At 64.8% G+C, this 25,844-nt stretch carries 29 protein-coding genes; 5 read left to right on the forward strand and 24 right to left on the reverse strand.

Features of this window, described 5'->3' with window-relative positions; translation table 11 throughout:
* Positions 1-99 precede the first annotated feature (99 nt).
* On the reverse strand, positions 100-1,596 hold the full coding sequence (locus GRI59_RS07060; protein ID WP_160760534.1) for a carotenoid oxygenase family protein: 1,497 nt from the start codon (positions 1,594-1,596) through the stop codon (positions 100-102).
* Positions 1,597-1,747: 151 nt separating this feature from the next.
* Between GRI59_RS07060 and GRI59_RS07065 the strand changes: the two genes are divergently transcribed.
* Positions 1,748-2,563 carry a universal stress protein gene (locus GRI59_RS07065; RefSeq protein ID WP_160760535.1) on the forward strand — a complete coding sequence of 272 codons (816 nt, stop codon included), beginning with the start codon at positions 1,748-1,750 and terminating at the stop codon, positions 2,561-2,563.
* 113 nt (positions 2,564-2,676) lie between these two features.
* Here the strand turns inward: GRI59_RS07065 and GRI59_RS07070 are convergent, their stop codons facing one another.
* From GRI59_RS07070 to hisG, 8 genes are all read right to left on the reverse strand, one after another.
* On the reverse strand, positions 2,677-3,600 hold the full coding sequence (locus tag GRI59_RS07070) for an acyl-CoA thioesterase (protein ID WP_160760536.1): 924 nt from the start codon (positions 3,598-3,600) through the stop codon (positions 2,677-2,679).
* A 22-nt stretch (positions 3,601-3,622) separates the two neighbouring features.
* Positions 3,623-4,501 carry a cupin-like domain-containing protein gene (locus tag GRI59_RS07075; protein ID WP_160760537.1) on the reverse strand — a complete coding sequence of 293 codons (879 nt, stop codon included), beginning with the start codon at positions 4,499-4,501 and terminating at the stop codon, positions 3,623-3,625.
* Positions 4,498-5,727, reverse strand: coding sequence for a GNAT family N-acetyltransferase (locus GRI59_RS07080; RefSeq protein WP_237440735.1), 1,230 nt, complete (start codon positions 5,725-5,727; stop codon positions 4,498-4,500). The genes GRI59_RS07075 and GRI59_RS07080 overlap by 4 nt, the downstream gene beginning before the upstream one ends.
* A 136-nt stretch (positions 5,728-5,863) precedes the next feature.
* A complete protein-coding gene (locus tag GRI59_RS07085; RefSeq protein WP_160760538.1) occupies positions 5,864-7,951 on the reverse strand; it encodes a sodium-translocating pyrophosphatase in 2,088 nt (695 codons plus the stop codon).
* Between the two features lie 176 nt (positions 7,952-8,127).
* Positions 8,128-8,985, reverse strand: coding sequence for a thiamine-phosphate kinase (thiL, locus tag GRI59_RS07090; protein ID WP_160760539.1), 858 nt, complete (start codon positions 8,983-8,985; stop codon positions 8,128-8,130).
* A gap of 15 nt (positions 8,986-9,000) precedes the next feature.
* A complete protein-coding gene (nusB, locus tag GRI59_RS07095; protein ID WP_160760540.1) occupies positions 9,001-9,471 on the reverse strand; it encodes a transcription antitermination factor NusB in 471 nt (156 codons plus the stop codon).
* On the reverse strand, positions 9,468-10,763 hold the full coding sequence (hisD, locus tag GRI59_RS07100) for a histidinol dehydrogenase (RefSeq protein WP_160760541.1): 1,296 nt from the start codon (positions 10,761-10,763) through the stop codon (positions 9,468-9,470). Before hisD ends, nusB begins: the two co-directional genes overlap by 4 nt.
* On the reverse strand, positions 10,760-11,452 hold the full coding sequence (gene hisG, locus GRI59_RS07105) for an ATP phosphoribosyltransferase (protein WP_160760542.1): 693 nt from the start codon (positions 11,450-11,452) through the stop codon (positions 10,760-10,762). The genes hisD and hisG overlap by 4 nt, the downstream gene beginning before the upstream one ends.
* Positions 11,453-11,497: 45 nt before the next feature.
* Here hisG and GRI59_RS07110 point away from each other — a divergent pair, with 45 nt between their 5' ends.
* Positions 11,498-12,580 (forward strand): DUF2332 domain-containing protein, encoded by a 1,083-nt coding sequence (locus tag GRI59_RS07110; RefSeq protein ID WP_160760543.1) that lies wholly within the window; start codon positions 11,498-11,500, stop codon positions 12,578-12,580.
* Positions 12,581-12,739: 159 nt separating this feature from the next.
* On the opposite strand, the gene GRI59_RS07115 is transcribed toward GRI59_RS07110, so the two are convergent.
* From GRI59_RS07115 to GRI59_RS07130, 4 genes are read right to left on the reverse strand one after another with little or no spacing between them, the layout of a single operon-like run.
* Positions 12,740-13,633, reverse strand: coding sequence for an alpha/beta fold hydrolase (locus GRI59_RS07115; RefSeq protein WP_160760544.1), 894 nt, complete (start codon positions 13,631-13,633; stop codon positions 12,740-12,742).
* Positions 13,633-14,442 (reverse strand): SDR family NAD(P)-dependent oxidoreductase, encoded by an 810-nt coding sequence (locus GRI59_RS07120; RefSeq protein WP_160760545.1) that lies wholly within the window; start codon positions 14,440-14,442, stop codon positions 13,633-13,635. The genes GRI59_RS07115 and GRI59_RS07120 overlap by 1 nt, the downstream gene beginning before the upstream one ends.
* A gap of 49 nt (positions 14,443-14,491) precedes the next feature.
* Positions 14,492-14,947: an NUDIX domain-containing protein gene (locus tag GRI59_RS07125; RefSeq protein WP_160760546.1), complete on the reverse strand. Its 456-nt coding sequence runs from the start codon at positions 14,945-14,947 to the stop codon at positions 14,492-14,494.
* The gene (locus GRI59_RS07130; protein ID WP_160760547.1) at positions 14,944-15,210 is read right to left on the reverse strand and encodes a BolA family protein; all 267 of its coding nucleotides are present in this window, start codon (positions 15,208-15,210) and stop codon (positions 14,944-14,946) included. The genes GRI59_RS07125 and GRI59_RS07130 overlap by 4 nt, the downstream gene beginning before the upstream one ends.
* A 79-nt stretch (positions 15,211-15,289) precedes the next feature.
* Here GRI59_RS07130 and GRI59_RS07135 point away from each other — a divergent pair, with 79 nt between their 5' ends.
* Complete coding sequence (locus GRI59_RS07135) at positions 15,290-15,886, forward strand: J domain-containing protein (protein WP_160760548.1); 597 nt, start codon at positions 15,290-15,292, stop codon at positions 15,884-15,886.
* A 3-nt stretch (positions 15,887-15,889) separates the two neighbouring features.
* Here GRI59_RS07135 and GRI59_RS07140 read toward each other — a convergent pair whose 3' ends face one another.
* The 3 genes from GRI59_RS07140 to GRI59_RS07150 are packed head-to-tail and all read right to left on the reverse strand — an operon-like array spanning position 15,890 to position 18,070.
* Complete coding sequence (locus GRI59_RS07140; protein ID WP_160760549.1) at positions 15,890-16,564, reverse strand: dihydrofolate reductase family protein; 675 nt, start codon at positions 16,562-16,564, stop codon at positions 15,890-15,892.
* 4 nt (positions 16,565-16,568) lie between these two features.
* Positions 16,569-17,198, reverse strand: coding sequence for a glutathione S-transferase family protein (locus GRI59_RS07145; RefSeq protein ID WP_160760550.1), 630 nt, complete (start codon positions 17,196-17,198; stop codon positions 16,569-16,571).
* 20 nt (positions 17,199-17,218) lie between these two features.
* Entirely contained in the window at positions 17,219-18,070 is an 852-nt protein-coding gene (locus GRI59_RS07150; protein WP_160760551.1) for an oxygenase MpaB family protein, read from the reverse strand.
* Positions 18,071-18,185: 115 nt separating this feature from the next.
* Here GRI59_RS07150 and GRI59_RS07155 point away from each other — a divergent pair, with 115 nt between their 5' ends.
* Entirely contained in the window at positions 18,186-19,175 is a 990-nt protein-coding gene (locus GRI59_RS07155) for an AAA family ATPase (protein WP_183363629.1), read from the forward strand.
* A gap of 49 nt (positions 19,176-19,224) precedes the next feature.
* Positions 19,225-21,408, forward strand: a complete 2,184-nt coding sequence (locus tag GRI59_RS07160; RefSeq protein WP_160760552.1) for a transglycosylase domain-containing protein — start codon at positions 19,225-19,227, stop codon at positions 21,406-21,408.
* Here GRI59_RS07160 and GRI59_RS07165 read toward each other — a convergent pair.
* The 8 genes from GRI59_RS07165 to GRI59_RS15800 form a co-directional block, all read right to left on the reverse strand.
* Positions 21,405-21,800 carry a PaaI family thioesterase gene (locus GRI59_RS07165; protein WP_160760553.1) on the reverse strand — a complete coding sequence of 132 codons (396 nt, stop codon included), beginning with the start codon at positions 21,798-21,800 and terminating at the stop codon, positions 21,405-21,407. The two genes, GRI59_RS07160 and GRI59_RS07165, sit on opposite strands and share 4 nt — an antisense overlap.
* Positions 21,793-22,272, reverse strand: coding sequence for a PaaI family thioesterase (locus GRI59_RS07170; protein WP_160760554.1), 480 nt, complete (start codon positions 22,270-22,272; stop codon positions 21,793-21,795). Before GRI59_RS07170 ends, GRI59_RS07165 begins: the two co-directional genes overlap by 8 nt.
* A gap of 68 nt (positions 22,273-22,340) precedes the next feature.
* The gene (locus GRI59_RS07175; protein WP_160760555.1) at positions 22,341-22,505 is read right to left on the reverse strand and encodes a hypothetical protein; all 165 of its coding nucleotides are present in this window, start codon (positions 22,503-22,505) and stop codon (positions 22,341-22,343) included.
* Positions 22,506-23,006, reverse strand: coding sequence for a Holliday junction resolvase RuvX (gene ruvX, locus GRI59_RS07180; protein ID WP_160760556.1), 501 nt, complete (start codon positions 23,004-23,006; stop codon positions 22,506-22,508).
* A complete protein-coding gene (locus tag GRI59_RS07185) occupies positions 22,991-24,145 on the reverse strand; it encodes a DUF3089 domain-containing protein (protein ID WP_160760557.1) in 1,155 nt (384 codons plus the stop codon). Before GRI59_RS07185 ends, ruvX begins: the two co-directional genes overlap by 16 nt.
* Positions 24,146-24,175: 30 nt before the next feature.
* Entirely contained in the window at positions 24,176-25,078 is a 903-nt protein-coding gene (gene lepB / locus GRI59_RS07190) for a signal peptidase I (protein ID WP_160760558.1), read from the reverse strand.
* A gap of 11 nt (positions 25,079-25,089) precedes the next feature.
* On the reverse strand, positions 25,090-25,491 hold the full coding sequence (gene acpS, locus GRI59_RS07195) for a holo-ACP synthase (protein ID WP_160760559.1): 402 nt from the start codon (positions 25,489-25,491) through the stop codon (positions 25,090-25,092).
* A 124-nt stretch (positions 25,492-25,615) separates the two neighbouring features.
* On the reverse strand, positions 25,616-25,786 hold the full coding sequence (locus GRI59_RS15800; RefSeq protein ID WP_237440737.1) for a hypothetical protein: 171 nt from the start codon (positions 25,784-25,786) through the stop codon (positions 25,616-25,618).
* Between the last annotated feature and the right edge of the window lie 58 nt (positions 25,787-25,844).

Genomic DNA, 25,844 nt, shown 5'->3' on the forward strand with positions numbered 1-25,844 from the left:
TCCCCGGAAGCAGTAATTCAAGCCCGGGGCGCTAGGCGTGGGGGCGGTCAGGCGCAAGCGCGCTTGTGACGAGCGTTCAAGCCACCTCGACCGGTGACGTCATGCCACCGCGAAACGCTGCGCGTGGAACGCCGCGTCAGCGCGCAGTTGATCATGTTCAACCCACACCGAGTGGGTGCCTGAACAGATCTTGTGCGGCAGAGCGAGGCGGCAAATCGGGCCTTTGGTCACGTCGGCCGCATCCATGATCGCACATTCGGAGGTGCCGCTGTTCTCGTCGATCAGGAACGTCACGAGGTAGCCGTCATCCTCCGATGTTGCACCCTTTCTCGGGATCATCGGACTTTCGCTGGCATAGACGCCTTCGGGAAGCTGGAAAACTTGCTCCTCGCCCGTCTGAGTATCGTGCTGGACATAGCCGTTGAACAGGAACCAGCCGGGCCGGGTGGTGGTGGACCAGACGTAGCGGCTCTTGCGCATCGCATAGGCCGGGTTGATCATCCCGAATTCGACGATGCGGTCGGTCAGCCGCTCCTCGCGCGTCTCGCCGGTCTTCAGGTTAAAGCGCCAGCGGTGCAGGCGGGACTGGAACGAGTGTTCGTCCACGTAAGCCATCATGTGGCTGTAGCGGCCCATTTCCTCCAGAGGATCGGGCATCGGCTTGGCCTGATGATAGCCTTCGAGAATGACCTCGTCGCCATCTTCCCAAGCGTTGGTCCAGTGCAGAACATAGGTCGGCGCGGCCTCGAACCAGCGGATGTCTTGCGGCTGACCATGGCGCGGGATCAGGGCAAAGCGGGTCGGCACGCCATCGTGAATGCGCGCGGCGTGAATGTTCCGCCCGAGCAATTCCTCGTCCCAATAGAGCGGCATATCGTTGAGGATCGACCAATTCGGTGTGATCGCCATGTCATGCGGCAGGCGCGGGCCGGGCAGGGGGATGGGGACATAGTGAACCAATTGGCCAGTGCGATCGACCACGCCGTAATGCATGAAAGGGGCGTGCTTGGAGTAGTTGAAGAACATCAACTCGCCGGTCGCTTCGTCCACCTTGGGATGGGCCGAAATGCCGTCGAGCGGCACCCACGGCGCCTTGCCCCGGCTGCCGAGCGTCACAGGGTCCAGCATCCACGCCTCGCCGCACTGGTAAAGCGTGGCATAGGCCGTCCCGGCATGAACGATGATGTCGGTCGAGCCGGTATCCTTCAGCCCGCCATGCGCGCCAAAGCCGGGCCGTACGCTGGTGCCCCACGGGTCCATCAGCCCGCCCCACAGGCTACGCCCGGCGATCTGCTCGGCCTCGAAGCAATGGGTGCGCACGAAGCGGTTGCGATAGCTCGCCTTGCCGCCCGAAATGTTGACCTGATGGATCATCGCGTCGCCATCGAACGGGTGATGTCGGCCTAGCGGCTGGTGCACCTGATTCTCGGTATTGCGCAGGTAGATGCCGTCGATGTCGTCAGGGATTGCGCCTTCAATCACCCGCAATTCGGCGACGTCCGTCTCTTCGTGCAGCGGCGTCCACGGCCCGGTGAGGTAGGGGTGGTTGGATGGCTCCAGCGACGTCTTCACCGGCGGATGGCGCGTGATCTGCATGATAGTCTCTCCCTGTCCGCAGAATGAGCGCGCGCCTTGGCTAAGGCAAGATGGTATGGAGACCGGAGGCGTGCAGGCCAAAAATTGATCCCTGTCAAAGCCAGTCGCGACAATCGGGGCGATAATCCTCATCATGAATGGGAGACACGTCATGAAATCGATTTTGCTGCACATTGACCATGACCGCGCCATGACCGCGCGCCTGCAAGTTGCGCTGGATATTGCCCGCGCGACCAACGGGCACCTCACCTGTCTTCAGGCGGTCAGTTACGAGGTCTTCGCGCCGGGCGATTTCTACGGCTCAGCCATTGCGGCCGCGATGCCCGTGATCAAGGAAAACGCCGAGAACCTGCGCGCACAGATCGAGAAGGAATTGGAGCACGAAGGCGTGCCGTGGGATTGGCGCTTTGTCTATGGCATCGCCCCGCACCGCCTGCTCGAAGCTTCGCCCCTGGCCGATATCGTGATCCTCGGCCCGGCCGAGGCTGGCACGGATGGGCGCGGGCCTTCGGCCTTGGTGGGCGATGTGGTGATGAAGGCGCCGGTGCCAGTATTGGTGGTGCCGGAGAGCGCCAAGAGTTTCGATATCGGGGCGCCCATGTTGGTGGCGTGGAACGGTTCGTCCGAAGGCGCACACGCACTGCGCGCAGCGGTGCCGCTGCTCGCATGCTCGTGCAAGGTCACGTTGGCGAGCGTGGTCGAGGAATCGGACAAGGCACGCTTTGACCTGCCTTCGACCGAGGGGGCCAATTATCTCAGCCGCCACGGGATCGAATGCGAGATCGTCGAACTTCCGCGCGGGGAGGCCAGCATCGCCGACACGCTGTTTTCAGCGGCGCAAATGCGCGATTGTTCGCTGATGGTGATGGGTGCCTATGGCCACTCGCGCCTCGCCCAGCTGCTGCTGGGCGGGGTAACGCGGCGGATGCTGAGCGAACCGCAGATGCCGGTTTTTCTCGCCCACTAAACTCGTCATTGCGAGCGTAGCGAAGCAATCCAAGGACTGACTGGCCCACCAGTGGCGTCGGCGGTTCTTGGATTGCCGCGTCGCTGCGCTCCTCGCAATGACGAAGTCGGGGGTTAACCCTTCACCCGCTTCCGCATCATCCCCTCTTGCGCGACGCTGGCCACCAGCTCGCCTGCGAGGTTGAAGATCCGCCCGCGGTTGAACCCGCGACCGCCCCCGCTCCATGGCGCGTCGGTGGCGTAGAGCAGCCATTCGTCGGCGCGCGCGTCACGATGGAACCAGAGCGCATGATCGAGGCTCGCGCCGACCAGCTCGTTGCGCATCCAGCTGAGCCCATGCGGAAGCGCGCTGGTGCCGAGCAGGGTGTAATCGCTGGCATAGGTGATGATCGCGCGGTGGAGTTCGGGCGTGTCGTCCGCGCCGGTGATCGGTGCGCAGACGCGGAACCACGAATGCGCGCGCGGCTCGCGCGGTTCGCTGCTCATCCAGTGCAGGCGATCAGTGGTGCGCATCTCGATCGGGCGCGGGCGCAGCATCATACGGCGCTGCTGATCGTTCAAACGGTCAGCCCATGCCTCGGCAATTTCCCGGCGCTGCTCCATGTCGGAGCGCAGATCACCGGGGAAGGGCACATCGGGCATCGGCGAATCGATATGTTCAAGGCCGTCTTCCGGCTGCTGGAAGCTGGCGGTGAGGTTGAGGATCGGCACAGCGATGCCCTCCTCGTTTTCCTGCGCGGCGACCACCCTGCGGTTGGCGAAACTGCGCCCGTCGAAGTCGCGTTCGATCCGGTATTCGATCGGCACGCCTTCGCGCCCGCCCCGCAGGAAATAGGCGTGAAGCGAGTGCGCGCGCTTGCCGTCGGTGACGCTGGCTTGCGCCGCCTGAAGCGCTTGGGCAAGCACCTGTCCGCCAAACACGCGCCCGATGCCATCAGCCTGCGGAGGCCCGGCGTAAACGTCGGCAGCGCGCTTTTCGACCGTCAGCAGCCGGATCAGGCTGGCGACCAGTTGCTCGGGGGTGGGTGTCTCACTCATGGCGCAGGGCCATGCGAGGCGCTTACGAACCCGTCAAGCCAAGCTTGCGCATGATGCGGAAGGCATAGGCCTTGCCATAGTTCTGATGCGGCCAGCGACCTGGCGCTGCGGGCTTGAACCCGCGCTCGCGCAGGATCGCGTTGAAGATGCGCGCGTCGCTTTCGCGGTAGCTCCATTCACTCCGCCAGGTGATCGACAGCGACACCGACGGGGCGGGGCCGTTCTTGACGAAATGCGGCGCCATCACCGGCACGAACAGAGCTTCGCCCGGGCTGAGGGGGAATTCACGGCCCTGCGCCAAGAAGCTGTCATCCCACTTCAATTCGCGCGGGCCGCCCGAATGGTAGGTCTCATGTGCCTCGTCTGGCACGAAGCGGGTGTCGCCTGCGGCAAACTGGGTCATTACCTTGCTGCCGCGGATCTGGAGCAGGATGTTGTGTTCCGGATCGAAGTGATAGGGCGTGACCGAATTGGGGCTGGAGACGAAGATGAAGCCCTGCGGCGTCAGCATCGCGCCGGTCGCGGCTTCGATTTCGGAGCGGATTTCTTCAAGCAGGCCCAGCAGCAGGTCTTCATAGGCGGGCACCTGCTCGATGTTCTTGAGCACCGCCCAGCTTTCCGCCTCGGCCACTTTGCGGATCGTTTCGGCGATGGTCATGCCGTTCGATCCCGGCTTCGCATCGACGCCAATCGGCAGATCGCCGCGGTTATACTCCACCGAAGTGATCGGCAGCCGCTCCGCCAGCCCGGCCAGCGCCTCGATCTCCAGCAGCGGGTGGCTGGTGAGGCTGTGGGTGAGAATATGCGGCTTTTCCGGATAATGCGCGGCAAACCGGGTGCGCGATGCCTGCGCGAAGACGGGTGCGGACAGCGCGTCGGCAAAGTGGGCGGGGGCGTTCATGCGGTGCTTGTCCCTTTGGCGTTTCGGGGGCGGGTTTCGTAAGCCATCAGCAGGCGGAACAGACTGCGCCGCATCGGTCCGCCGATGGCGATGTTGCGGCTGATCATGCGGCGCTTGTCGCGCCACAGGCGTTCAATCATCGGGTGGCCTTCTACCGCGCAGCTATCGGCCCACTGGATCTCGGGCCGTTCCAGCAGAGCGAGGTTTTCGAGCTGCAACAGCATCCCGGGCGAAAAGCGCGCATAGGCTTCGTCAAAGGCAGTCTTGAAGCTGTAGACCCCCGGCGCGGTAACGAAGTTCACCAGCATCGCAATCGCCCGGCCATTGAGCCGGAGCGCGAGCCGTTCCAGCCGCTCCGCCGCCGCAGCGCCTGCGAGCGATTGTTCGAACAGCGTGCGGGTGTCCGGCGCGCTGGAAAGGGCCGAACCAGCCTCGCCCTTCCATCCGGCCGCTTCCAGCGCGAGGAATTCGGCGGTCCATTCCGCCAGTCCGGTGTCGTCTTCCACCCGCTCAAACACGAGCCTGCCTTCCTCGGCGAGGCGGTTGTGCTGGCGGCGCAGTTCCTTGCGCTTCTTGGCGCTCATTGCGCCTTCGAGATAGGTTTCGGCCGAGACCTCGCCGGTTAGTAGCGCGCGGTTTTCCTCGGCGACGGTGTAATGCGCGCGGGGCCAGGCGGCGAGTACGCGTTCAAGCGCGGCGTTGGCGGGGCCTTCTGCGGGCATCATCGGCAGGTGCAAGAACAGCGCACGCCGCGCCCGGCGGTCAAAATGGGCGAGCATATCGCGCCAAAAGGCGTCCTCGCTCCCGGCAGCAATCAGCGGCACGCCGCAGAAGGCATTGTCGTGGAGCCACCCGGTCGCATGGGTGATGATGTGGCTGTAATATTTGGCGCTGCGCACCACCGGCAGCAGGCCTGCGAGCCGCCCGTCATGGAACCACGCCTTGGTGATGACGCGGTCAGTTCCGCCCCACTGACGGAGGGCTGGGAGCAGGAACCACGGTTCAAAGAAGGGATTGGGCTCGGCGGCGCGGGCGACGAGGCGCTCCCACGCGGTGAGGAAGGCGGGATCAGCCAATTCCTCGGTGGTGAGCAGTTGCAATCGGCCATGCGGAAGCGCAGCGGGCGCAAAGCCCGTTTCGCTGGTGCGAAAGCTGTCCGCACGTGCCATGTCCATCGCCGTTAACCCTGCCTTGCCGCGCCGATCCGGGCGCTTTGGCACGGTCATGCCACAGGGCCGTTAAGAAAGCCTCAGCGCGAGGCGCGGCTGTCCGATGCGGGGACAGGGCGCCGGGCAAAATTAAACCCCGCCGGAATTGCTCCCGGCGGGGTTTATGATGTTCAACGATTAGGCTGGATCAGGTTCAGCCCGCCGCCAGCGCCGCCAACAGCAGCAAGGCAACGATGTTGGTGATCTTGATCATCGGGTTGACGGCCGGGCCAGCGGTATCCTTGTAAGGATCGCCGACCGTATCGCCGGTCACTGCCGCCTTGTGAGCGTCAGAGCCCTTGCCGCCGTGATGGCCGTCTTCGATGTACTTCTTCGCATTGTCCCATGCGCCGCCGCCCGAGGTCATCGAGATCGCGACGAACAGACCGCCAACGATCACGCCGAGCAGCAGTGCGCCGAGCGCGGCAAAGCCATTGGCTTGACCCGCAACAGCAGTGATCACGAAGTAGACCACGATCGGTGCCGCCACCGGCAGCAGCGAGGGGATGATCATCTCCTTGATCGCGGCCTTGGTGACGAGGTCGACGGTGCGGGCGTAATCGGGCTTCACTTCGTAGGTCATGATGCCCGGGTTCTTGGCGAACTGGTCGCGCACGTCCTTCACCACTTCGCCCGCAGCCCGGCCCACTGCCGTCATGCCCATCGCGCCGAACAGGTACGGCAGCAACGCGCCGAGCAGCAGCCCGACGATGACATAGGGGTTTTCGAGGCTGAAATCGACCGTCACACCCTCGAACAGCTCACGCAGATCGGCGGTGTAAGTGGCGAATAGCACCAGTGCGGCAAGACCGGCCGAACCGATGGCGTAGCCCTTGGTCACGGCCTTGGTGGTGTTGCCCACGGCGTCGAGCGCATCGGTCTTTTCGCGCACGCTATCGTCCAGCCCCGCCATTTCGGCGATGCCGCCAGCATTGTCGGTCACCGGGCCATAAGCGTCGAGCGCGACGACCATCCCTGCCAGAGCCAGCATCGATGTGGCCGCATAGGCGATCCCCATCAGCCCAGCGAGCTGGAAGGCGATGATGATCCCTGCGCAGATCACCAGCGTCGGCAGCGCAGTCGATTCCATGCTGATCGCAAGGCCCTGGATCACGTTGGTGCCGTGGCCCGTCTCCGAAGCCTTGGCGATCGAGCGCACCGGGCGGTAATTGGTGCCGGTGTAATACTCGGTGATCCAGATGATCAGCCCGGTGATGACCAGGCCGAGGAACCCGCAATAGAACAGGGTGCGACCATTATAGGCCTGCCCTGCAATCGCGCTTTCCATGTTGCCCAGCGTGGCGCTGATCGCGAACCAGATCGCCGGAACCGAAAGGACGGCGGTGACAAGGAAGCCCTTGTACATCGCGCCCATGATGTTGGTCCCGCCGCCAAGGCGCACGAAATAGGTGCCGATGATCGAGGTGACGATACACACGCCGCCGATCAGCAGCGGCAGCACCATCAGCGCGAAGAGGTTCTCCGCCCCGCTCAGCAGCAACGCAGTCAGCACCATGGTGGCGCCCACGGTAACGACGTAGGTTTCGAACAAATCGGCAGCCATCCCGGCGCAGTCACCCACGTTGTCGCCGACGTTATCGGCAATCACGGCGGGGTTGCGTGGGTCATCTTCGGGGATTCCAGCTTCGACCTTGCCGACAAGGTCCGCGCCGACGTCAGCCGCCTTGGTGAAGATCCCGCCGCCAAGGCGCGCGAAGATCGACACGAGCGAAGCGCCGAGCGCCAGCGAGGTGAGGCCGATCACCACTGGACGGCTATCAGGAGCCAATCCCGCAGGTCCGGTGAGGTAATAGAAGAAACACGCAATCGCGAGCAGTGCGAGGCCGGCCACCAGCATCCCGGTGATGGCACCGGCGCGGAAAGCGAGTGTCAGGCCCTCTTGCAGACCCTTCATCGCGGCAGCGGCGGTGCGCACGTTGGAGCGCACCGACACGTTCATGCCGATGAAGCCCGCCACGCCCGAAAGCACGGCGCCGATTACAAAGCCGACCGCCGGGATCGCGCCCAGCGTGACCGCGACGATCACCGCGACAATCACGCCGACAATCGCAATCGCGGTGTACTGGCGCTTCAAATAAGCCTGCGCGCCTTCCTGAATGGCGGCGGCAATTTCCTGCATTTTGGCATTCCCGGCGTCCGCGCCGAGCACCTGCCGACTGGTGATGAAGCCATAAACAATGGCAAGCAGCCCCAGCCCAATTGAAATGAGCAATAAATTCACGAGCAATCCCCTCTCGTCTTATTTAGCTTCCCCTTGCGGGGCGCGTGCGCCTCGTTTTGATCCCGTGGGCGCAGGGGTGCCAGTCATAGGCGCTCGCAGGGTGCTGGCAAGCCTCCCGCCCGCCGGAGGCACGGTTTTGCGCCACTTTCAGCAGTTTTGGCAGGCGGAACGGGGTGTCAGCCGTGCTGGTAGCCGAGGGATGCGGGGTCGGTGAGCGGCTCATCACCTAGCGTCAGCGGTGCATCTGCGCGTTCGATGACGGTGCCGATGCGGTACGCTGCAACCGGCAAGCGGACAGCGGGCGCGGCGGTGAACAGCAGCTCGTAATCGTCACCCCAGCGGATGCAGTCGGCCAGCCGCGACGGGTCAGCGACCGGGATGGCGTCGGTTTCAAGCGCAAAGGTCACGCCGCTTGCCTGCCCCATGCGCCAGCTATCGAGCAGCAACCCGTCCGACACATCCATCATCGCGCTGACATGGGGGGCGAGGGCTTGTCCTTCGGCAAGGCGCGGCTGAGGGCGATTGAAAGCGGTGAGGTGCTCGGCATCGCCTGCGAAGCCGAGCATCGCGCGCCCGACCGGGCCGGTGAGGTAGATGGAATCGCCCGGTCGTGCACCAGAGCGCGACGGGACTGGTTGGTGGGTTGCCCGACCGATCGCGGTCAGTCCGAAACTGCGCGCACCTTGCGCCGCGACCGTGTCCCCGCCCAGCAGCGGCGCGCCAAAGGCAGCGAGCGCTTCGTGCAGTCCTACCAGAAAGCGCGCATCGTCGCGGCCCAGCATATGTCCGAGCAGCACGCCGACCGGTTCCGCTCCCTTGGCGGCAAGGTCCGAAATGTTCGACGCGACCAGCTTCCACGCCACATCGGCCATGTCGGCATCGGGTCGGAAATGCGTGCCCTCGGCCATCATGTCGTGGGTAATGACGAGGGTCTCACCGCCGATGGTCAGAACTGCGCAATCATCCTGCAATCCGCGTGCACCGGGGTGGAGCGGCAGGTCGCGCAGCGCGGCGATGAAATCGGCTTCGTTCATGGTTCGGGCGATTGTCTACCCCGAGCGCGCATCCCTCGCCACAGCATCCAGAATGCCATTGACGAATTTCGCCTGCCCATCATCGAAGAACGCCTTGGCGACCTCGACATATTCGTTGATCGTAACCGCTGCGGGCACATCGACGCGGGCGATCAGTTCATAGGTGCCGGCGCGCAGCACTTGCAGCATGGTCTTGTCCAGCCGTGCAATGCTCCATCCAGCTGCCAGCTTGCCCGCCACCAGCGCGTCGATCTCGTCCCTTCGGGCGTCCACACCGCGCACCACATCATCGAAGAACGGCACTTCGGCGTCGGCATATTCGGCGTCGTCGAAATCATCGTCGTCGATGGTGCGGCCGAGCCGGTGCTGGTGGAATTCATCGAGCAGCCGCACGAGTGCGGTGCCTTCCATATGCTGCTGATACAGCGCCTGCACGGCGGCGAGACGCGCAGCCGAGCGGGCTTTTGAGCGGGCGGGATGGTTCATTTGATCCTCAGTTCCACGGACTTGGCGTGGGCAGGCAGCCCCTCGGCATGGGCGAGGGTTGCGGCGGCGGGGCCGATCGCGGCGAAGGACGCCGCATCAAGCCCCAGAAAGCTGGTGCGCTTCATGAAATCGAGCACCGACAGCCCGCTCGAAAAGCGCGCGCGGCGACCGGTGGGCAGCACGTGGTTTGGCCCGGCGACATAATCGCCGACCGCCTCGGGCGTCATCCGACCGAGGAAGATGCTCCCGGCGTGACGGATCGCCTTCAAGTAAGGCTCGGGATCATCGACCGCGATCTCGACGTGTTCCGCTGCCAGCCGGTTGGCCAGCGCAGGAGCCTCCGCGAGAAGGTCGTTGACCACGATCATCACGCCGTGCGCATCCCAACTGGCGCGCGCGGTCTTGGCGGTCGAGAGCTGGGTGATCTGCAAGTCGATGCAGTCCTCCACCTGCCGCGCAAACCCGGCATCATCGGTGATGAGGATCGACTGCGAGGTCGGGTCGTGCTCGGCCTGGCTGAGCAGGTCGGCGGCGATCCAGTCGGGATCGTTCTTGCCGTCAGCGATCACGAGAATTTCGGACGGCCCGGCCACCATGTCGATCCCGACGACGCCGTAAAGCTGGCGCTTGGCTTCAGCGACCCAGGCATTGCCGGGGCCGGTGATGACATCGACCGGGCGGATGCGCTTGGTGCCATAGGCCAGCGCGCCCACCGCCTGCGCCCCGCCGACGCGCCAGATCTCGTCCACGCCGGCGATGTGGGCTGCGGCGAGCACCATCGGATTCGACTGACCCTTGGGCGTGGGCGTAACCACCACCAACCGCTCGACCCCAGCAACCCGCGCCGGGATGGCGTTCATCAGCAGCGAGGAGGGATAGGCCGCACGGCCCCCCGGAACATACAACCCCGCCGCATCCACTGGCCGCCAGATCGCGCCAAGGCGCACACCCGCCGCGTCCACATAGTCGCGGTTCTCGGGCAGCTGCGCCTCGTGATAGGCGCGAATGCGCGCCGCTGCGAGTTCGAGCGCATCGCGCAGATCGGGGGCGAGTTCGTGATAGGCCTGCTCGCACCGCTCGCGCGTGATCAGCCAGTCGCCATCATCCGCCAGCGTGTAGCCATCGAAGCGCTGGGTGTAATCCGACAGCGCCGCATCGCCGCGCAGCTTCACCGTCTGGAGAATATCGGCGACTTGCCCTGCGACTTCGCTGTCGGATTCGCGCCGGGCATCGACGATGCGGTCGAACACTTTCGCGAAATCGGGCTGGAGGGTGGAGAGGATCGGGGTCATGCGGCGGCGGCCTTCTCGCTGCGGTCCTGCGCCTCGCGCCGGAAAGCATCCACCAGCGCGGCCACCCGGGCGTCGGTTTTGAGCGCGGTGCGGTTGACGATCAGGCGGGCCGAAATGTCGAGGATCACGTCGGTTTCGACCAGCCCGTTTTCCTTCAGTGTCTTGCCGGTTGAAACGAGGTCGACGATCTGGCGCGCCAGGCCAAGCGAGGGGGCAAGCTCCATCGCACCGTTGAGTTTGACACATTCGGCCTGCACGCCAGCAGCCTCGAAATGGCGGCGGGTGAGGCTGGGATATTTGGTCGCGACGCGCAGGTGGCTGGCGCTGCCCGGCTCGTCGAGGTCCGAGGCGAGGCGGGCCACTGAAAGGCGGCACAGCCCGATCCCGAGATCGACCGGCGCGTAAAGATCGGCGTAGTCGAATTCCTCGATCACGTCCGAGCCGACGATCCCGATCTGCGCCGCGCCATGGGCGACGAAGGTCGCGACGTCGAAGGCGCGTACGCGGATCATCCGCATGTCATCGCGCGTTGTGGCAAAGGCCAGCGCGCGGCTCTTGGGATCGTGGAACTCGGCGTCGGGCTCCACCCCGGCGCGCGCCATCACCGGCAGCGCTTCATCCAGGATGCGCCCCTTGGGGACAGCGAAGGTCAGCTGTCCGGGATTGTCGTGAGTGCCGTTGATGGTCATGATTGGCCGCGCACTTAAGGACGAGCGGGCAAAAGGGCAATGGTGATGGCGACAAGCGAGCCTGGAATCATGGGGCTGGAAGACTTTACCACGGCGCTCGACTGGCAGGCCCGCCATGCCGAGGAAAATGGCGCGCCCGCCACCGCCCGCGTGATCCGGGCGCTGGCAGGGGTCCGTGCTAGCGATACGGCCACAGGACGGCGGATTGCGGCTTGGCCGGGCCTGACGCTGAAGGATGCGATGCCCTTGCGGCTGGCCGGGGGCTTTCATCACCTGTTGCTGACCGGGGCGGATGACCGGCTGGCTGAGGTTTACGCCGGAACGATCACCGATCAGTCGGCGGTAGACGCTATGGTGCTCGACCTGACGCACAAGTTCGATGCGCTTCTGGTTCCGTGGCTCGATGGCCCGCCGCAGACCAACGAAGCGGGCCGCTCTGCCAGCATTATGGCAGGATTGCTGTGGCTGGCGCAGCGGGTGCGGGCTCCGCGGTTCGATCTGTTCGAGCTGGGAGCAAGCGCCGGGGTCAACACGATGATTGATCGCTATTTCTTCCGGCTGGGCGATACCGAGGTTGGGCCGTCGGACTCGCCGATGCGGATCATTCCGGAGTGGCGTGGAGCCTCACCGCCTGCGCCGCCTGCCGCGTTCGGGATTGCCTCCGTGAAGGGCTGCGACATTGCCCCAATCAATCTCGCCGATCCTGAACCCGCTCTGCGCCTCAAGGCCTATGTCTGGCCTGATGCGGGGGAACGCATGGCGCGGATCGATGCGGCGATTGCTCTGGCGGGCGTGCAACCTCCTGATCTCGTGGCCGCCGACGCCGGTGACTTTGCCGCCGCGATGCTCGCCCGCCCTGCGCAGGCGGGCAGGGCGCGGGTGATGTTCCATTCGATCATGTGGCAATATATGCCCGCTGCAACGCAAGCGCTGATCACCGCTGCGTTTGAAGCGGCGGGTGCCGAGGCGACGCCTGAGACCCCGCTCGGCTGGATCGCGCTCGAGACGGACCCCGCCACCTTCCGCCACGAATTGCGGGTGCGGCTGTGGGATAGTGACGCCCACCAAGGTGAGGAACACCTGCTGTCCCAAGCGCACCCCCACGGCGCATGGGTGGAGTGGCTTTAGGTTCGCGCCAATTTAGGTTCGCGCCAAGCCGCCAAAAGGCCAAGATGTAGCGCTTGCGGCGGAGCCGCCCCACACATCGCTGCGCACTCGGTTCGGATTCGAGGGCCTGCGGCGCGGAACTGCCCTCTTGGCCTCTTGGCGGCTTGGCGCGAACCAAGCCTAACCCGCCAGAAACGCCTCCATCGCCGCATTCACCGCCGCCGGGGCTTCCCACGGGACGAAATGCCCGCAATCGGGCACGCGCACGATAGTGAGCGGGTCGATGATGTTCTCCAGCCCGTCAAGGTTTTCGGGCGGCAGGGCGAGGTCATCCAACCCCCAGATCACCAATGTCGGGATCGTCAGCTTGGGCAGGGCTGGCGGCGACCAGCCTTCGGGGATTTCGAACGGCGCGTCCATTGTCGGCACGTCGATCGGGCTGGCGCGGTAGTAGTTGAGCATCCCGAAGGCCGCATCGCGGTTCTGCCAATCGAGCAGCAGGGCATCGCGTTCCTCGGGCTCCATTGCGCTGGGGCGATCCCACTTGACCTCCTTCAGCAGCAGCGCGGTGAGGCCATGTTCCTTGACCAGCGCGTCGTTGGCCGGATCGCGGAAACCGCGGATATATTGGCTCGCCTCACGCTGGCCGGGGTGGGTGTAGAGCAGGCGCTGGAAGGTCACGGGGTGCGGGGCGTTGGCGATGATCGCCTTGTTCACCCGCGCATGTTGCCCGCCCAGCGCCACGCCCCACGCAATCGCGCCGCCCCAATCGTGGCCGACGATGGAGAAATGGGCGATCCCCAAGGCATCGGCGAGCAGGAACACATCTCCGATCAGCTTGTCGGGGGTGTAGGCGGCAACTTCCTGAGGCTTGGACGACCCGCGATAGCCGCGCTGGTCGGGTGCGATGCAGCGGTAGCGGTCCTTGAAATGCGCAATCTGGTGGCGCCACGTCCGGTGGCTTTCGGGAAAGCCGTGGAGGAAGATCAGCACCGGCGCATCGACCGGGCCTTCATCAACGATGTTGAGGCTGATGCCGTTGGGCAATTGCACCCGCTTGAGATCGAAGCTCATCACTGCTGCTCCAGCTTGTCCATGTAGCCATTGGCGACCATGCCCGCGATCTGATCGAACAGCGCATCAGGCGTGCGGCGCAGCTCGCCCATCGCCTTCTCGCCGCCCTCTGCCACGATGATCTCGCGCGCCCCTGCCGCAATCCCGTCAAGCATGGCCTTGGCCGCGATGTCGGCCGGGATGCCCTCGTCGATGGCCTTGTCCGAGCGGCCGCGCTTGGTACCATCAGCGGTCAGCGCATTGCGCGAAACTCCGGTAGCGACCGAACCGGGGTAGATCGTGTGGACGCTGACGCCGCTCTGCGACAATTCGCCCCGCAGCGCGTCGGCATAGCCCGCCAGCCCGAACTTGGCAGCGCAATAGGCAGTGCGCATCGGCACGCCGACCTTGCCCGCGATCGAGGAGATGAACCCGAGCGCGCCCGAGCCGCGCTCTGCCATGTGGCCGATCAAGCCTTGGGAGAACGCAATCTGCGCGGTGAGATCAACGGCGATAATGTCGCGATAGACCTGCATCGAAGTCTTCAATGCGCGGCTGCGCTGCGAAATGCCCGCATTGGCAAAAGCGATATCGACCCCGCCTTTCCACGCAATCGCCTTGGCCGTGGCATCGGCCAGCGCGGCGTCATCGCGAACGTCGAAAGCGAGGATCAGCGTCTCGCCGCAAGTCGCCGCCACTTCGGCCAGCCGGGCTTCATCCCGACCCGACAGCACCACATGCGCGCCGCGTGCCGCCAATTCCTGCGCCAGCGCGGCACCGATGCCCGATGAAGCCCCGGTGATCCAAGCCACCTTGCCTGCGTAATCCATTGCTCTCTCCCTTTTGGCGAGAGGTAGCGGGCGGGCGGGGGCTGCGCAATCAGGTTGCGATTGCAGACCGGATCATGTCGGCAAGCTCGACCGGGAAGATCGCTTCATGCCAGCTTTCCAGTTCGTCGAGCGTGAACCAACGGTGCTGCGTCATCAGCGCCAGTTCGGTTTCGGTATGGCGGCTGGTGTCAATGGCTGCCTCGGCAACGCGCACGAGAAAGAAGCGTTCATCCGCTTGCACTGGTTCGCCTTGGACAGTGATGAACTCCGGCGTCATGCGGGCAATCTGCGGCCCCGGATCGGCGGTAAAGCCCGTCTCCTCCAGCAATTCGCGCCGCGCGGCTTCCTCGAAGCTTTCGTCCGGCTCGCATTCGCCGCCCGCTGTCACCCAGAACGGATCGCGCCCCGGCACGTCATAGCGGAACATCAGCGCGCGGCCTTCCGGGTCGAGCACGATCAGCCGCGCCGCGCGGCGCAGGCGTAGTGCGGGATTGAGCGTGTTCACGCCTCCGGTACGCCCGCTTTGATCGCCACGGCATGGACCCGCTGGCCGACGATATCGCCCAGCACCGCAATCACCGCGCGCTGGCGGGCGAGGCGGTTCATGTCGGCAAAGGCCGCCGCGTCGATCTCGATGGTGAAGTGCGATTCGCCCGAGCCATCGTCGCCCATATGGCCCGAGTGCTTGTCGCTATCATTGATGATCGCGAGCCGTGCGGGCGCGAAGGCCTCGGTCAGCAGGACATGCATTTCCTCGGCGACACTCATCGGGACTTTCCTTCTTTGCAAGCTGATCGGCCAAATTCCGGCTTGGAACTTGGGATCCCAATCGCCATTCTCGAGGGCTATGCCTTCACCACGATTTCACGGCCGCGTCGAGAGCAAGGGACGCACATGCGAAGCGCCCGGCTGCCGCGAGGCGGGTGAATTCCGTGCGCCCGGACGCCGCCCCAACGGGTTTGACGGGCCGGGCGAGTGGCGCTGGTTCTGCCTTCAACATGTGCGCGAATTCAACGCAGGCTATGACTGGTTCGAAGGCATGAGCGCAGAAGAAATCATCGCCGCGCAGTCGCCCATTGCCGGGTGGCGCACCGAAACCCGCGCCTTCCGGCCCGATGCGGGCGTGGACGGCGTGCCGCGTTGGGCCGATTACGCCGACCCGCTGGATGCCATCGCTGCCCGTGCGCGCGGTATCCGCAGCCGGGCTGAGGCGCGCGCGCGGGAAGCGGCGGCGCAGGTGCGCTTCTCGGCCGATGAAGCCCGTGCGCTCGAAGTAATGGGGCTGGGCAGTGACATTGATCGCACCCGGCTGCGGCGCCGGTATTCCGAGCTGGTGCGGCGCTATCACCCCGACCGGAACGGCGGGGATCGGCAGCATGAGGCCAAGCTGGGCGCGGTGGTCGAAGCCTATCAGCTGCTCAAGGGCAGCGCCGCGCTGACTTAGGCGCTACCAGCTGCCCGCTTCAATCCGCGCTTGCCGCGCCAATTCGCGTTCGCTGATAATCGGGATCGGCGCTTCGGACGGATAGGGCGGCAGCGCGCCGCCGGGCGCGTAGCTTGCGATCACCGTGCCCTTGGCCGTCACCCGGTGATCGGTCATCGTCAGGGCTGCAACCGGGGTGCCTTCGCCGAAGATGCGTTTGCCAGCTCCGATGATCACCGGATAGGTCATGGTGATCAGCTCGTCGATCAACCCGGCGGCGAGCAAGGCGGGGTAGAGCGTGCTCGATCCCTGAATGATCATCTTCGGCCCGTCACCGGCCTTCAGCGCAGCGACATCCTCCACCGAGGACACCCGGTGGCTGTTCTCCCAATCGAGCGGCCGGTCACCGCGCGTCAGGACATATTTGTTCGCAGCATTGAAAGCGTCGCGCATCGGGGCATTGTCGCCCTCGGCATAGGGCCAGTAGGCGGCGAAGATGTCATAGGTTCGCCGCCCCAACAGCAAATCGTAATCTCCCGCAAACAGCGTGCCGAGCGTTGCCTCGACCCCTTCATCCCATACGCTGAACACCCAGCCGCCCTGATCGAACCCGCCGGTCGGGTCTTCGGTCGGGCCACCGGGGGCCTGCATCACCCCGTCGAGTGACAGGAAAGCGGAAGCGACGATGTGGCGAGCCATAGCCTTAACCCTCCTGTGCCGCCTTGATGATCGCTGCGTCGATCGCGTTGGCCTCAATGTAGGCTGTGCGCTGGGTGATCCGATCGACATAGGCGCGGAACGAGGGCCGTTCGGGGATCGAACCGAAGCGCAGGCCCCACACGAACTGGCTACCGACATAAGTATCGGCCATCGTGAATCGGCTGCCGGCGATGAAGTCGTTGGCCGAAAGCCAGCCGTCGAGCGCGTCGAGCGCCAATCCAAGGCTGCCAAAGCCCGCCATGCCGGTCTTGCCTTCGGGTACTTCCCAGCCCATCGCCTTGCCGACCACCGCCTGTTCCAGCGGCCCGGCAGCGAAGAACAGCCAGCGGAAATAGGACGCCTTTTCGTGTACGTCGGGCAGCAGGCCTTTATCGGGGTGGGTCTCGGCGAGGTAGTGATTAATCGCGGCGCACTCGGTGATCACATGGTCATGGCCGTCATGGTGATGCACTAAGGTGGGCACCTTGTTCATCGGGTTGATGGTCTTGAACGTGTCTGGCCGGGTCGCCCAATCGAACACCACATGTTCGTAATCCGCGCCGGCTTCATGAAGCGCCCAGCGCGCAATCTGCCCGCGGCTCATGGCAACGGTGTAGAAGGTGAATTCGGCCATTGATGCTCTCCCTTGAATTTTTACGGCCGCGCGGTCGGCTGGCGGAATGCCCAGCGCAGGGTGCGGCCCATGCCCCAAGTCGCTGCGCGCGCGGGCAGGGCGGTCAATATCGGTCGTTGCAACCGCAGCATTTGTCTCGCCCAGTCGGGCAGCATCGCGACGGCATCGGCGGTGACCATGGTCTGCACTGCCTGCGGCGTTCCCTGCGGACGCTGGCTGAGCACCAGCTGCGCCACCTCGCGCGCGGCGGGTGAAGCGCTGAGATCATGGCGCAGCTCACGGAAGATCGCGTCTGCCTCGGCGCGGGTCTCAGGCACCGGATCGGCCCCCAGCGCGCGGGCAATAACGGCGAACTGGCGGTAATATTCGTCCTGCTCGGCGCCCGGCATATTGGGCCGTACGTGCCGTAAGTAGCCTGCAAGGAAGCTCTGCGCTTCAGTGACATGGACCCAGGCGAGGGTGCGCGGATTGGTCGCCTGATAGGCCGAATCGTCAGGCAGCGTCCCGCCGACCTTGGCGTGGATACGGTTGACACGGTCAATCGCCTTCATGGCCTCCTCGTGGTGGCCGAAGGTCGTCACCGCAATGAAGCGCGCGGTGCGCCGCAGCCGCCCGTGCATATCCTCGCGGAAATTGGAGTGGTCGAGCACGCCTTGCAGCGCGTGGGGGTGGAGCATTTGCAGCAGCAGCGCGCGCACCCCGCCGGTCATCATGCCCACGATATCGGCGTGCACCTGCCGGATCGGCGTATCGCGTTCAAACAGCGCTTCGTCCGACGGCGGGGTCGGCGTCTGGCCTTGGCTCGCATCGTGAAACACGCCGCGCACCTGAGAGACCAGTTTGAGGCGCAGCGATTCGACGGGATCTGGCATTGGGGAGATATAGGCGTGCAGCGGGCCTGAGGGAAACGGACTCGCCAAATTGCCAGCCTTCGCAGCCAAACCACTGCTTGCAGGCGGGCGAGGCCTGTTCTAACCGAACCCCACGATGACTGCACCCTCCAAGAACAATGTCACCGGCGATAGCGCCATGCCCAATCAGCCCGACATCACCGTCGACGTCCGCGAGATGTTCGGCATCGATGTCGATTGGCAAGTGCCCGCCTTCTCGAAGATTGACGAGCATGTGCCCGAGATTGACGGCGCCTATGTGTTCGATCCGGACACTACGCTGGCGATTCTGGCGGGTTTTGCGCACAACCGCCGCGTGATGGTGCAAGGCTACCACGGTACGGGCAAGTCGACCCATATTGAACAGGTCGCCGCGCGGCTCGGCTGGCCCAGCATCCGGGTGAACCTTGATGCACACATCAGCCGTATCGACCTGATCGGGCGCGATGCGATCGTGCTGAAGGACGGCTTGCAGGTCACCGAGTTCAAGGAAGGCATCCTGCCCTGGGCGCTACAGCACCCGGTGGCGCTGACATTCGACGAATATGACGCAGGCCGGCCGGACGTGATGTTCGTGATCCAGCGCATTCTCGAATTCGATGGCCGCCTGACCCTTCTCGACCAGAACCGCGTCATCACGCCCAACCCGTGGTTCCGCCTGTTCGCCACCACCAACACCGTCGGCCTCGGCGACACCTCGGGCCTGTATCACGGCACGCAGGCGATCAACCAAGCGCAGATGGACCGCTGGAACATCGTCGTGGCGCTCAATTACCTCGCCCCCGCGGTTGAACAGCAGATCGTCAAGTCCAAGACCCCGGCGACCGATGACAAGCTGATCGCCGACATGGTCAAGGTGGCTGAGCTGACCCGCCAAGGTTTCATCAACGGCGATATCTCGACCGTGATGAGCCCGCGCACGGTCATCACCTGGGCCCAGAACGCGAGCATCTTCGGTTCGACCGGCTTCGCCTTCCGCCTCAGCTTCCTCAACAAGTGCGATGAAGCGGAGCGCACGCTGGTGGCAGAATACTACCAGCGCGTGTTTGGCGAAGACCTGCCCGAAGGCGCAGCGAAGAAGCGGTAAGCAAGTCGCTTGCAGGCCAGTGTCCTAGGCTGGTAACACAGCCGCTAAGATGGCGCTGTTCGACCGATTCTGGAAAGGCTCACGCTCCGGTGCTCCGGAGGGGGAAGGCACGCCTGCGGGGTTCTTTCCGCTCTACGAATCGACCCGTCCGCTGGACGACGATGAGGACGACGAACCGCGCCCGCGCGCCTCTGCCACGCCCGCATTTGATGAATGGGACGCGAAGCTCGCCAGCATCGATGACGCGCTGGTCGTTGAAGAGAAGCGCCGCCTGCGCTGGTGGCAGCGCGACTATTGGCGCGCGCGCTCGAAATGGTGGTGGACCGGGCGCAGTGTCATGGCGACGTTGGCGGTGCTCACGCTGCTGATCGGCTGGCTGACTATCACCGCGCCGCTGTCCAAAAGCCTTGAGCCGATCGCTCCGCCGCAAGTCACTCTGCTCGCCAGCGACGGCACGCCGATTGCGCGGCAGGGCGCGGTGGTGGAGGCGCCGGTCAAGGTCGCCGACCTCCCCCCGCATGTCACTCAGGCCTTCCTCGCGATCGAGGACCGGCGGTTCTATTCCCATTGGGGGATCGACCCGCGCGGGATCGCCCGGGCGGCGTGGACCGGCTATGGTGGCGGCTCGACGATCACCCAGCAGCTTGCCAAGTTCACCTTCCTCACCCCGGAACAATCGCTCACCCGCAAAGCGCGCGAGGCGCTGATCGCGGTGTGGCTGGAAAGCTGGCTGACCAAGGACGAGATTCTCGAACGGTATTTGTCCAACGCTTATTTCGGCGACAACCAATATGGCTTGCGCGCGGCGAGCCTGCACTATTTCTACCGCCAGCCCGAAAAGCTGCGCCCCGAACAGGCGGCGATGCTGGCGGGGCTGTTGCAGGCGCCCTCGCGCTATGCGCCGACCAAGCATTACGACAAGGCCAAGAAGCGGATGGAGCTGGTGATCCAGTCGATGGTCGATGTTGGCTATCTGACCGCTGCCGAGGCCGCCGCGCTGCCCGATCCCCGTGTTGATGTGCGCAAGCGCGACGACAACCTGCCGACCGGCACCTATTTCGCCGATTGGGCGCTGCCGCTGGCCCGTGAGGGGATGGACGCGAGCTACTCGCAACAGGTGCTCACCACCACGCTGGACTCCCGGCTTCAGGCGCTCGCCAATCGCATCGTCGCGCGCGCGCCCTTGGGCGGGGCGCAGGTCGCGCTGGTGGCGATGCGGCGCAATGGTGAGGTCGTGGCGATGGTCGGGGGGCGCGATTACGGCAAGTCGCCCTTCAACCGGGTGACGCAAGCCCGCCGCCAGCCCGGATCGACCTTCAAAGCGATTGTCTATCTGACCGCGCTGGAAGCCGGGTGGGAGCCGGATGACACCATCCCCAACACGCCGATCACACAAGGCAGCTATCGGCCAAAGAATTCGCGCGAGCAGTATTCCGATCAGATCACGCTCGAAAACGCCTTCGCCCAATCGAGCAACGTCGCCGCCGTGCGTCTGTTTCAGGCGGTGGGTAGCGACAAGGTGATCCGCACTGCGCGCAAGCTCGGCATCACCGCGCCCATGACCGAAGGCGATCCCAGCCTTGCGCTCGGCACGTCATCGATGACGCTGATGGAACTGACCGCGGCCTATGCCGGAATTGCTGCCAACGACTATCCGATCGAACCCCACGCCTTTGCGCGCGGCGAGCAGGGGTGGTGGGAGTGGCTGACGACACCGAAGGATTCCATGTCATCGGGCACCCACGAAGATCTCGAAGGGATGCTGCGCGCGGCGATCAATCGCGGCACCGGGCGCAATGCCGTGCTGCCGGTCGCCAATTTCGGCAAGACCGGCACGACGCAGGATTACCGCGACGCGCTGTTCGTGGGCTATGCTGGCGATCTGGTAGTGGGGGTATGGGTAGGCAATGACGACAACACGCCGCTCAACGGCATCACCGGCGGCAGCACGCCCGCGCGCATCTGGCGCGATTTCATGCGCGGCGCACTCAAAGTAGAGGCTGCGCCGAAGCCCCAAGCGTCAGACACGCCCGATCCTGAAGGGCCGGTGCAACCGCTTGACGTGCTCGAAGGCGAGGAAATCCCCTTGGGCCAGGACGGCACCAGCCTGCGGATTGAGGAGGGGGGTGTCACAATCCGGCAGGATGGCGTGCCGGTGGAAGTCAGGCTGAACGAGGGCGGGGTGGTGGTGCAACCCTCGGCGTCGCCGTCGCCGGGTCAGCCACCGCTCTAGACCATCAGGATATTCATCACCGCCGTCGCAATCGGGCGGGAGCGGTCATCCTGCCACGCCTCGACTGTGACATTGGCATTGCGCCGCCCCAACCGTGTGATCCGGCCAACTGCGAAGCTGGCTTGGGATTTGCCCGCGGCGAGGTATTGCACGGTGATGTTGATCGGCTTCAACTGCGGATCACGCCCCGCCGCCAGCAACGCCGCGCCGAGCGCAGCATAGCCAGCCGCCTCTAGCAATCCGGCGGTCGCTCCGCCGTGGAAATGCTGCGGACGGCCTTCAACCATCGGCCCAAAATCGACCGACAGCACCGGCATTCCGCCCTCGGTATCCCCCGTCATCACGATCCCGAGCGAGCGGGCATAGGCCGGCAGTTCCAACGGATCAGCCATGTTCGCCGCCATTCAGCGCCGGGTTGGATTCGCGCGGGTCGGCGCCAATCGTCATGAACACGCCCGCGACATGGGCGACCGGATCGTCCGGATCGCCATCATGCGCGATCCCGCGCACAAACGCGGCCGAGCGCGTGCGGCGATAGCATTCGACCCTTCCGCGCACGCTCGCCCGTTCTCGCGCAGGGCGCTGATAATCGACTCTGAGATCGAGCGTCGCAACCGGATTGAAGCTGCCGCTCGCCTGCCAGATTGCCATGCCGCTGGCCATGTCCATCAGGCTGATGATCGGGCCGGAGGCAAGCACGAGGCGGCTGGCATCGCCCAGCAAATCCTCGCGCCAAGGCAGTTCCAGCTCAACCCAGTTGTCGCCCTGATCGGCGAATGTCAGGCCGAGCCAGCCGGTATGGCCGTGGCGGAAAAACCAGCGCGAGGCTTCGCGTGCGTCGAACCGGGTAGGGGGCGTGGTCATAGCCGGCACGCATAGGGGCGGGGGCGCGGGGCGCACAATCGTTTATTTCGTGCAGGGGCGCACGCGCTTCAGTTGCTCAGCTTGGCCACGCCGACGGCGATCAGAACAACGTTCGTCCCGATCAGGGCGAACCACCCGCAACCGGTCCGGCGCCGCCTGCGGGCCGAGGAGTCGGCAAGTGAACCGAGCTCCCCCAATGCTTCTATGGCTAACCCGGCGGCATCCTCGATCACCTACAGCACGCCCCCCGCCAGCCGATCGATCGCGCCTTGCAGGATCACCGCTGCAGCATGAGCGTCAATTGCGGCGGCGCGTTTGGCGCGGCTCATGTCCTGCCCGATCATCGCGGCTTCGGCGGCCTGGGTCGACCAGCGTTCGTCCCACAGCAGCAGCGGCAGGCCGAAAGCTTCGGCGCAATTGCGGGCATAAGCGCGCGAGGCCTGCGCGCGCGGGCCTTCGCTGCCGTCCATGTTGCGTGGGAGGCCGAGCACAATTCCCCTGATGCTGCGCGCCTTGATCAGTGCGGCGAGGGTCTCGCGGTCCCGGCCCCACTTGCCGCGCTGGATGGTGGTGTTGTTGGTGGCAAAGCGCCATCCGGCATCGCACAGGGCCGTGCCCAGCGTCTTGGTGCCCAGATCAAGCCCCAGCAGCACGCCGCCCTCTCCCAGCTCATCGGCAAAGCGGCGCGGGTCTTCGAAGATCAGCGCGCCGCCCGAATTCAAGGCGCTTTCCATGCACCCGCCCGCGCGATCACATCGGCTTTGGTATTGGCCCAGAACAGCGGCAGGTCATAGACGTGGTAATTGTTGCCTGGCAGGACGTAGCTGCCCATTTCAGGGGGCGAGCCGATGAGCATCAGCCCGCGCGGATCGCAAGAGGCAGGGACGAAGCCGGGGCGCAACTCGCCCTTTTCCATGCTGTCTTCGGGCACCAGCGTGCCAAGATTGGCGCTGGCCGGGGCCTTCCCTCCGATCCGGCCTGTAAGGGGATTGGAGCACAGCATGGGATCCTTGCCGGGCGCCTTGCCATCAAGCGCCAATGTGCTGCCATAGGCGTTCAGCACTGGTGCCGGATCGGCCGGTTCGGCAAAGCTCGACCAGCTGATGATGCACCCGATCTGACCCGGCGCGGCGCAAGCGGGAAAGCCGATGGTCGGCAGATCGTGGGTCATCGAAACCGGCCAGCCGATCAGATAGGCCGCAACCAGCCGCGCTGCCACAGGCGATCCCTTGACCTCTTCGGCGAGCAGGCGCTTCAAATGCAGTGCGCCTTGTGAATGGCCTGCCAGCACGATCGGCGTGGCGGGGTCAACGCTAGAGAGGAAGAAGCGGTAAGCCTCGCGCACGTCAGCATAGGCAGCGTCGATCGCCTGCCTGCCTTGGGGCGCATCGGTCAGGAAAGCGCCCATCGTGGCCTGCCGGTAACGCGGTGCCCAGATTTCGGTCGCGGCGTTGAACGGGCTCGCCATGCCGCGCAGATAGACGCGGGCGATCCGCTCAGCCTCAGGATCGCCGCCATTTTCCAGCGGGGCGTTCCAGCTGTTGCGGTTCACATAGCTGGTGGGGTGGATAAAGAAGACCGCGAAGGCGCGCTGTGCCTTGGGCTGCGGGGGCGGGCTGGCGTTGATTGGTATCGCATCCGCTGCATAGGCGGGCTGCCAGCGCGCCGGGTCGTTCACTCCGATGCCGGGGCGCGAATACCACAGCGCCGGGCTTTCATAAGCGTTGGCGTCCATCGGCTTGACCGGCACGAAGGGGGCCGTGGGCACGGTTGCAAGCCGCGTCAGTTCGTTGGGAAACAGTGCGAGGATGATGGCTCCGCTGATCACCAGCACGATGCAGAACGCGACGAAATAGAGGAACTTGCGGACCATTCTTGCTGCCTCAGTTCACGTTCGCGCAGATCACTTGGCCGCGGCACCTTCGGCCAGCGGCGGGCGCAGGGTGGTCCACGCCCGGTCACCACGGAGGCTGGAGAACCAGCTCGCCGGGTTCCAGGTGGTCGACCCGTTGAGGCTGAAGGTGATGAACTCCGCCCGCCCGCCGATATTGGCCATCGGCACCGGCCCGCCAAGCCCGTCGGCAATCGCCAGCGCGCGGCTGTCAGCCGAAAGATCACGATTGTCACCCATCACGAACACGCTGTCTTCGGGCACGGTGATCGGGCCGTAATTGTCGAGGTCCTGATCGCGGTAGTCGATGGTGAGATAGGTCGCGCCATTGGGCAGGGTTTCGCGCCAAGTCGGCGGATCGAAATAGTCGCGCCCGTCTGCGCCGGTTTTGCGGAATGCTTCGAAGGCCTGGAGGCAGGGGCGCTCACCATTGCCATCCTGACACAACAGCTCAGGCTCGAACGGCAGGCGCACCGGCGGCACGACCTCGCGCTTGATCGCCTTGCCGTTGAGGATGATCTGGCCGCCGCGCACTTCGATAGTATCGCCCGGCAGGGCGACCACGCGCTTGATATAGTCGACGTCCTGATCGGGGTGCACTGGGATCACGATGTCGCCATATTCCGGCGTCGAAGCCAGCACTCGCCAGTTCCCGCGCGGCAGGATGTGGAAGCTCGCAGAGGCCCATGACCAGCCATAGGGATACTTGCTCACCACCAGCCGGTCCCCCACCCACAGGCTCGGCATCATCGAGGTCGAGGGGATGTAGAACGGCTTGGCGACCAGACTGTGGAACGCCAGCACCGCCAGCAGCATCAGCCCGAGACCGCGAATTTCTGCGAGCCAATTGACCTTGTCCGGAGCGCTGCTGTCAGTCACGTGCGGGCTTTCGATTGTTGTCACGGGGGGTGCCATGGGGCGGCCTGTCAAAGGGGGATGGCTTCGATGATCACAAAGGCCTGCGCCCACGGGTGATCGTCAGTGAGAGTTAGGTGAATGCGCGCCTCATGGCCTTTCGGGATCATTTCTTCAAGCCGCAAAGCCGCCCCGCCCGTCAGCGCCAGCGTCGGCGCGCCCGACGGGGCGTTAACCACGCCGATGTCTTTCATGAACACGCCACGCTTGAACCCGGTGCCGACTGCTTTGCTGAACGCCTCCTTGGCAGCGAAACGCTTGGCGTAGGTGCCGGCGATGGTGAAGGGACGGCGGCGGGCCTTGGCGATTTCGGTTTCGGTGAAAACGCGGTTCTCGAACCGCTCGCCATAGCGCGCGAGCGAGCTGGCGATCCGTTCGATATTGCAGAGGTCGGAGCCCATGCCGATGATCAAGAGACTACTCCGATGAATGCGCTGGTTCGGGCGCGCAGCGACCGCAAGGCCGACCGGCCGCCCGCAGCGACGCGGCCGTCGGGCCGTGTGAGCGAGGATATCGCTCGCCGGAGGGCGAGCGTAATCAAGGAAACGCCCTTATCATCACCGCCACCAGCAGGCCGACCGCAACCACATGAAGCATCACTTGCGACTTGAACAGCGGGTGCGCAAAGTCGCCCTTGGCCATCTTCAGCGCCCCGACATAACCGAAGATCATCAGCGCCAGCCAGCCAACCGCGAAGACCACCATCACCTGCGCATTGAGCGCAAAGCCGAGAAAGCCGACCGCCAGCAGGAACAGCGCCGCTGCC

Source organism: Erythrobacter ramosus, from assembly GCF_009828055.1.
GTDB lineage: Bacteria > Pseudomonadota > Alphaproteobacteria > Sphingomonadales > Sphingomonadaceae > Erythrobacter > Erythrobacter ramosus.

Coding starts and splice junctions, on each gene's coding strand:
- GRI59_RS07065 (WP_160760535.1), top strand. CDS start 1,748: ATGAAATCGATTTTGCTGCACATTGACCATGACCGCGCCATGACCGCG.
- GRI59_RS07080 (WP_237440735.1), bottom strand. CDS start 5,727: ATGACCGTGCCAAAGCGCCCGGATCGGCGCGGCAAGGCAGGGTTAACG.
- GRI59_RS07130 (WP_160760547.1), bottom strand. CDS start 15,210: ATGAGTGTCGCCGAGGAAATGCATGTCCTGCTGACCGAGGCCTTCGCG.
- GRI59_RS07070 (WP_160760536.1), bottom strand. CDS start 3,600: ATGAGTGAGACACCCACCCCCGAGCAACTGGTCGCCAGCCTGATCCGG.
- GRI59_RS07145 (WP_160760550.1), bottom strand. CDS start 17,198: ATGGCCGAATTCACCTTCTACACCGTTGCCATGAGCCGCGGGCAGATT.
- GRI59_RS07140 (WP_160760549.1), bottom strand. CDS start 16,564: ATGGCTCGCCACATCGTCGCTTCCGCTTTCCTGTCACTCGACGGGGTG.
- GRI59_RS07150 (WP_160760551.1), bottom strand. CDS start 18,070: ATGCCAGATCCCGTCGAATCGCTGCGCCTCAAACTGGTCTCTCAGGTG.
- thiL (WP_160760539.1), bottom strand. CDS start 8,985: ATGAACGAAGCCGATTTCATCGCCGCGCTGCGCGACCTGCCGCTCCAC.
- GRI59_RS07170 (WP_160760554.1), bottom strand. CDS start 22,272: ATGACCACGCCCCCTACCCGGTTCGACGCACGCGAAGCCTCGCGCTGG.
- GRI59_RS07075 (WP_160760537.1), bottom strand. CDS start 4,501: ATGAACGCCCCCGCCCACTTTGCCGACGCGCTGTCCGCACCCGTCTTC.
- GRI59_RS07185 (WP_160760557.1), bottom strand. CDS start 24,145: ATGGTCCGCAAGTTCCTCTATTTCGTCGCGTTCTGCATCGTGCTGGTG.
- lepB (WP_160760558.1), bottom strand. CDS start 25,078: ATGGCACCCCCCGTGACAACAATCGAAAGCCCGCACGTGACTGACAGC.
- GRI59_RS07120 (WP_160760545.1), bottom strand. CDS start 14,442: ATGGATTACGCAGGCAAGGTGGCTTGGATCACCGGGGCTTCATCGGGC.
- hisD (WP_160760541.1), bottom strand. CDS start 10,763: ATGACCCCGATCCTCTCCACCCTCCAGCCCGATTTCGCGAAAGTGTTC.
- GRI59_RS07135 (WP_160760548.1), top strand. CDS start 15,290: ATGCCTTCACCACGATTTCACGGCCGCGTCGAGAGCAAGGGACGCACA.
- nusB (WP_160760540.1), bottom strand. CDS start 9,471: ATGAACCATCCCGCCCGCTCAAAAGCCCGCTCGGCTGCGCGTCTCGCC.
- GRI59_RS07110 (WP_160760543.1), top strand. CDS start 11,498: ATGGCGACAAGCGAGCCTGGAATCATGGGGCTGGAAGACTTTACCACG.
- GRI59_RS07165 (WP_160760553.1), bottom strand. CDS start 21,800: ATGGCTGATCCGTTGGAACTGCCGGCCTATGCCCGCTCGCTCGGGATC.
- GRI59_RS07160 (WP_160760552.1), top strand. CDS start 19,225: ATGGCGCTGTTCGACCGATTCTGGAAAGGCTCACGCTCCGGTGCTCCG.
- GRI59_RS07155 (WP_183363629.1), top strand. CDS start 18,186: ATGACTGCACCCTCCAAGAACAATGTCACCGGCGATAGCGCCATGCCC.
- GRI59_RS07115 (WP_160760544.1), bottom strand. CDS start 13,633: ATGAGCTTCGATCTCAAGCGGGTGCAATTGCCCAACGGCATCAGCCTC.
- GRI59_RS07060 (WP_160760534.1), bottom strand. CDS start 1,596: ATGCAGATCACGCGCCATCCGCCGGTGAAGACGTCGCTGGAGCCATCC.
- hisG (WP_160760542.1), bottom strand. CDS start 11,452: ATGACCATCAACGGCACTCACGACAATCCCGGACAGCTGACCTTCGCT.
- ruvX (WP_160760556.1), bottom strand. CDS start 23,006: ATGGAAAGCGCCTTGAATTCGGGCGGCGCGCTGATCTTCGAAGACCCG.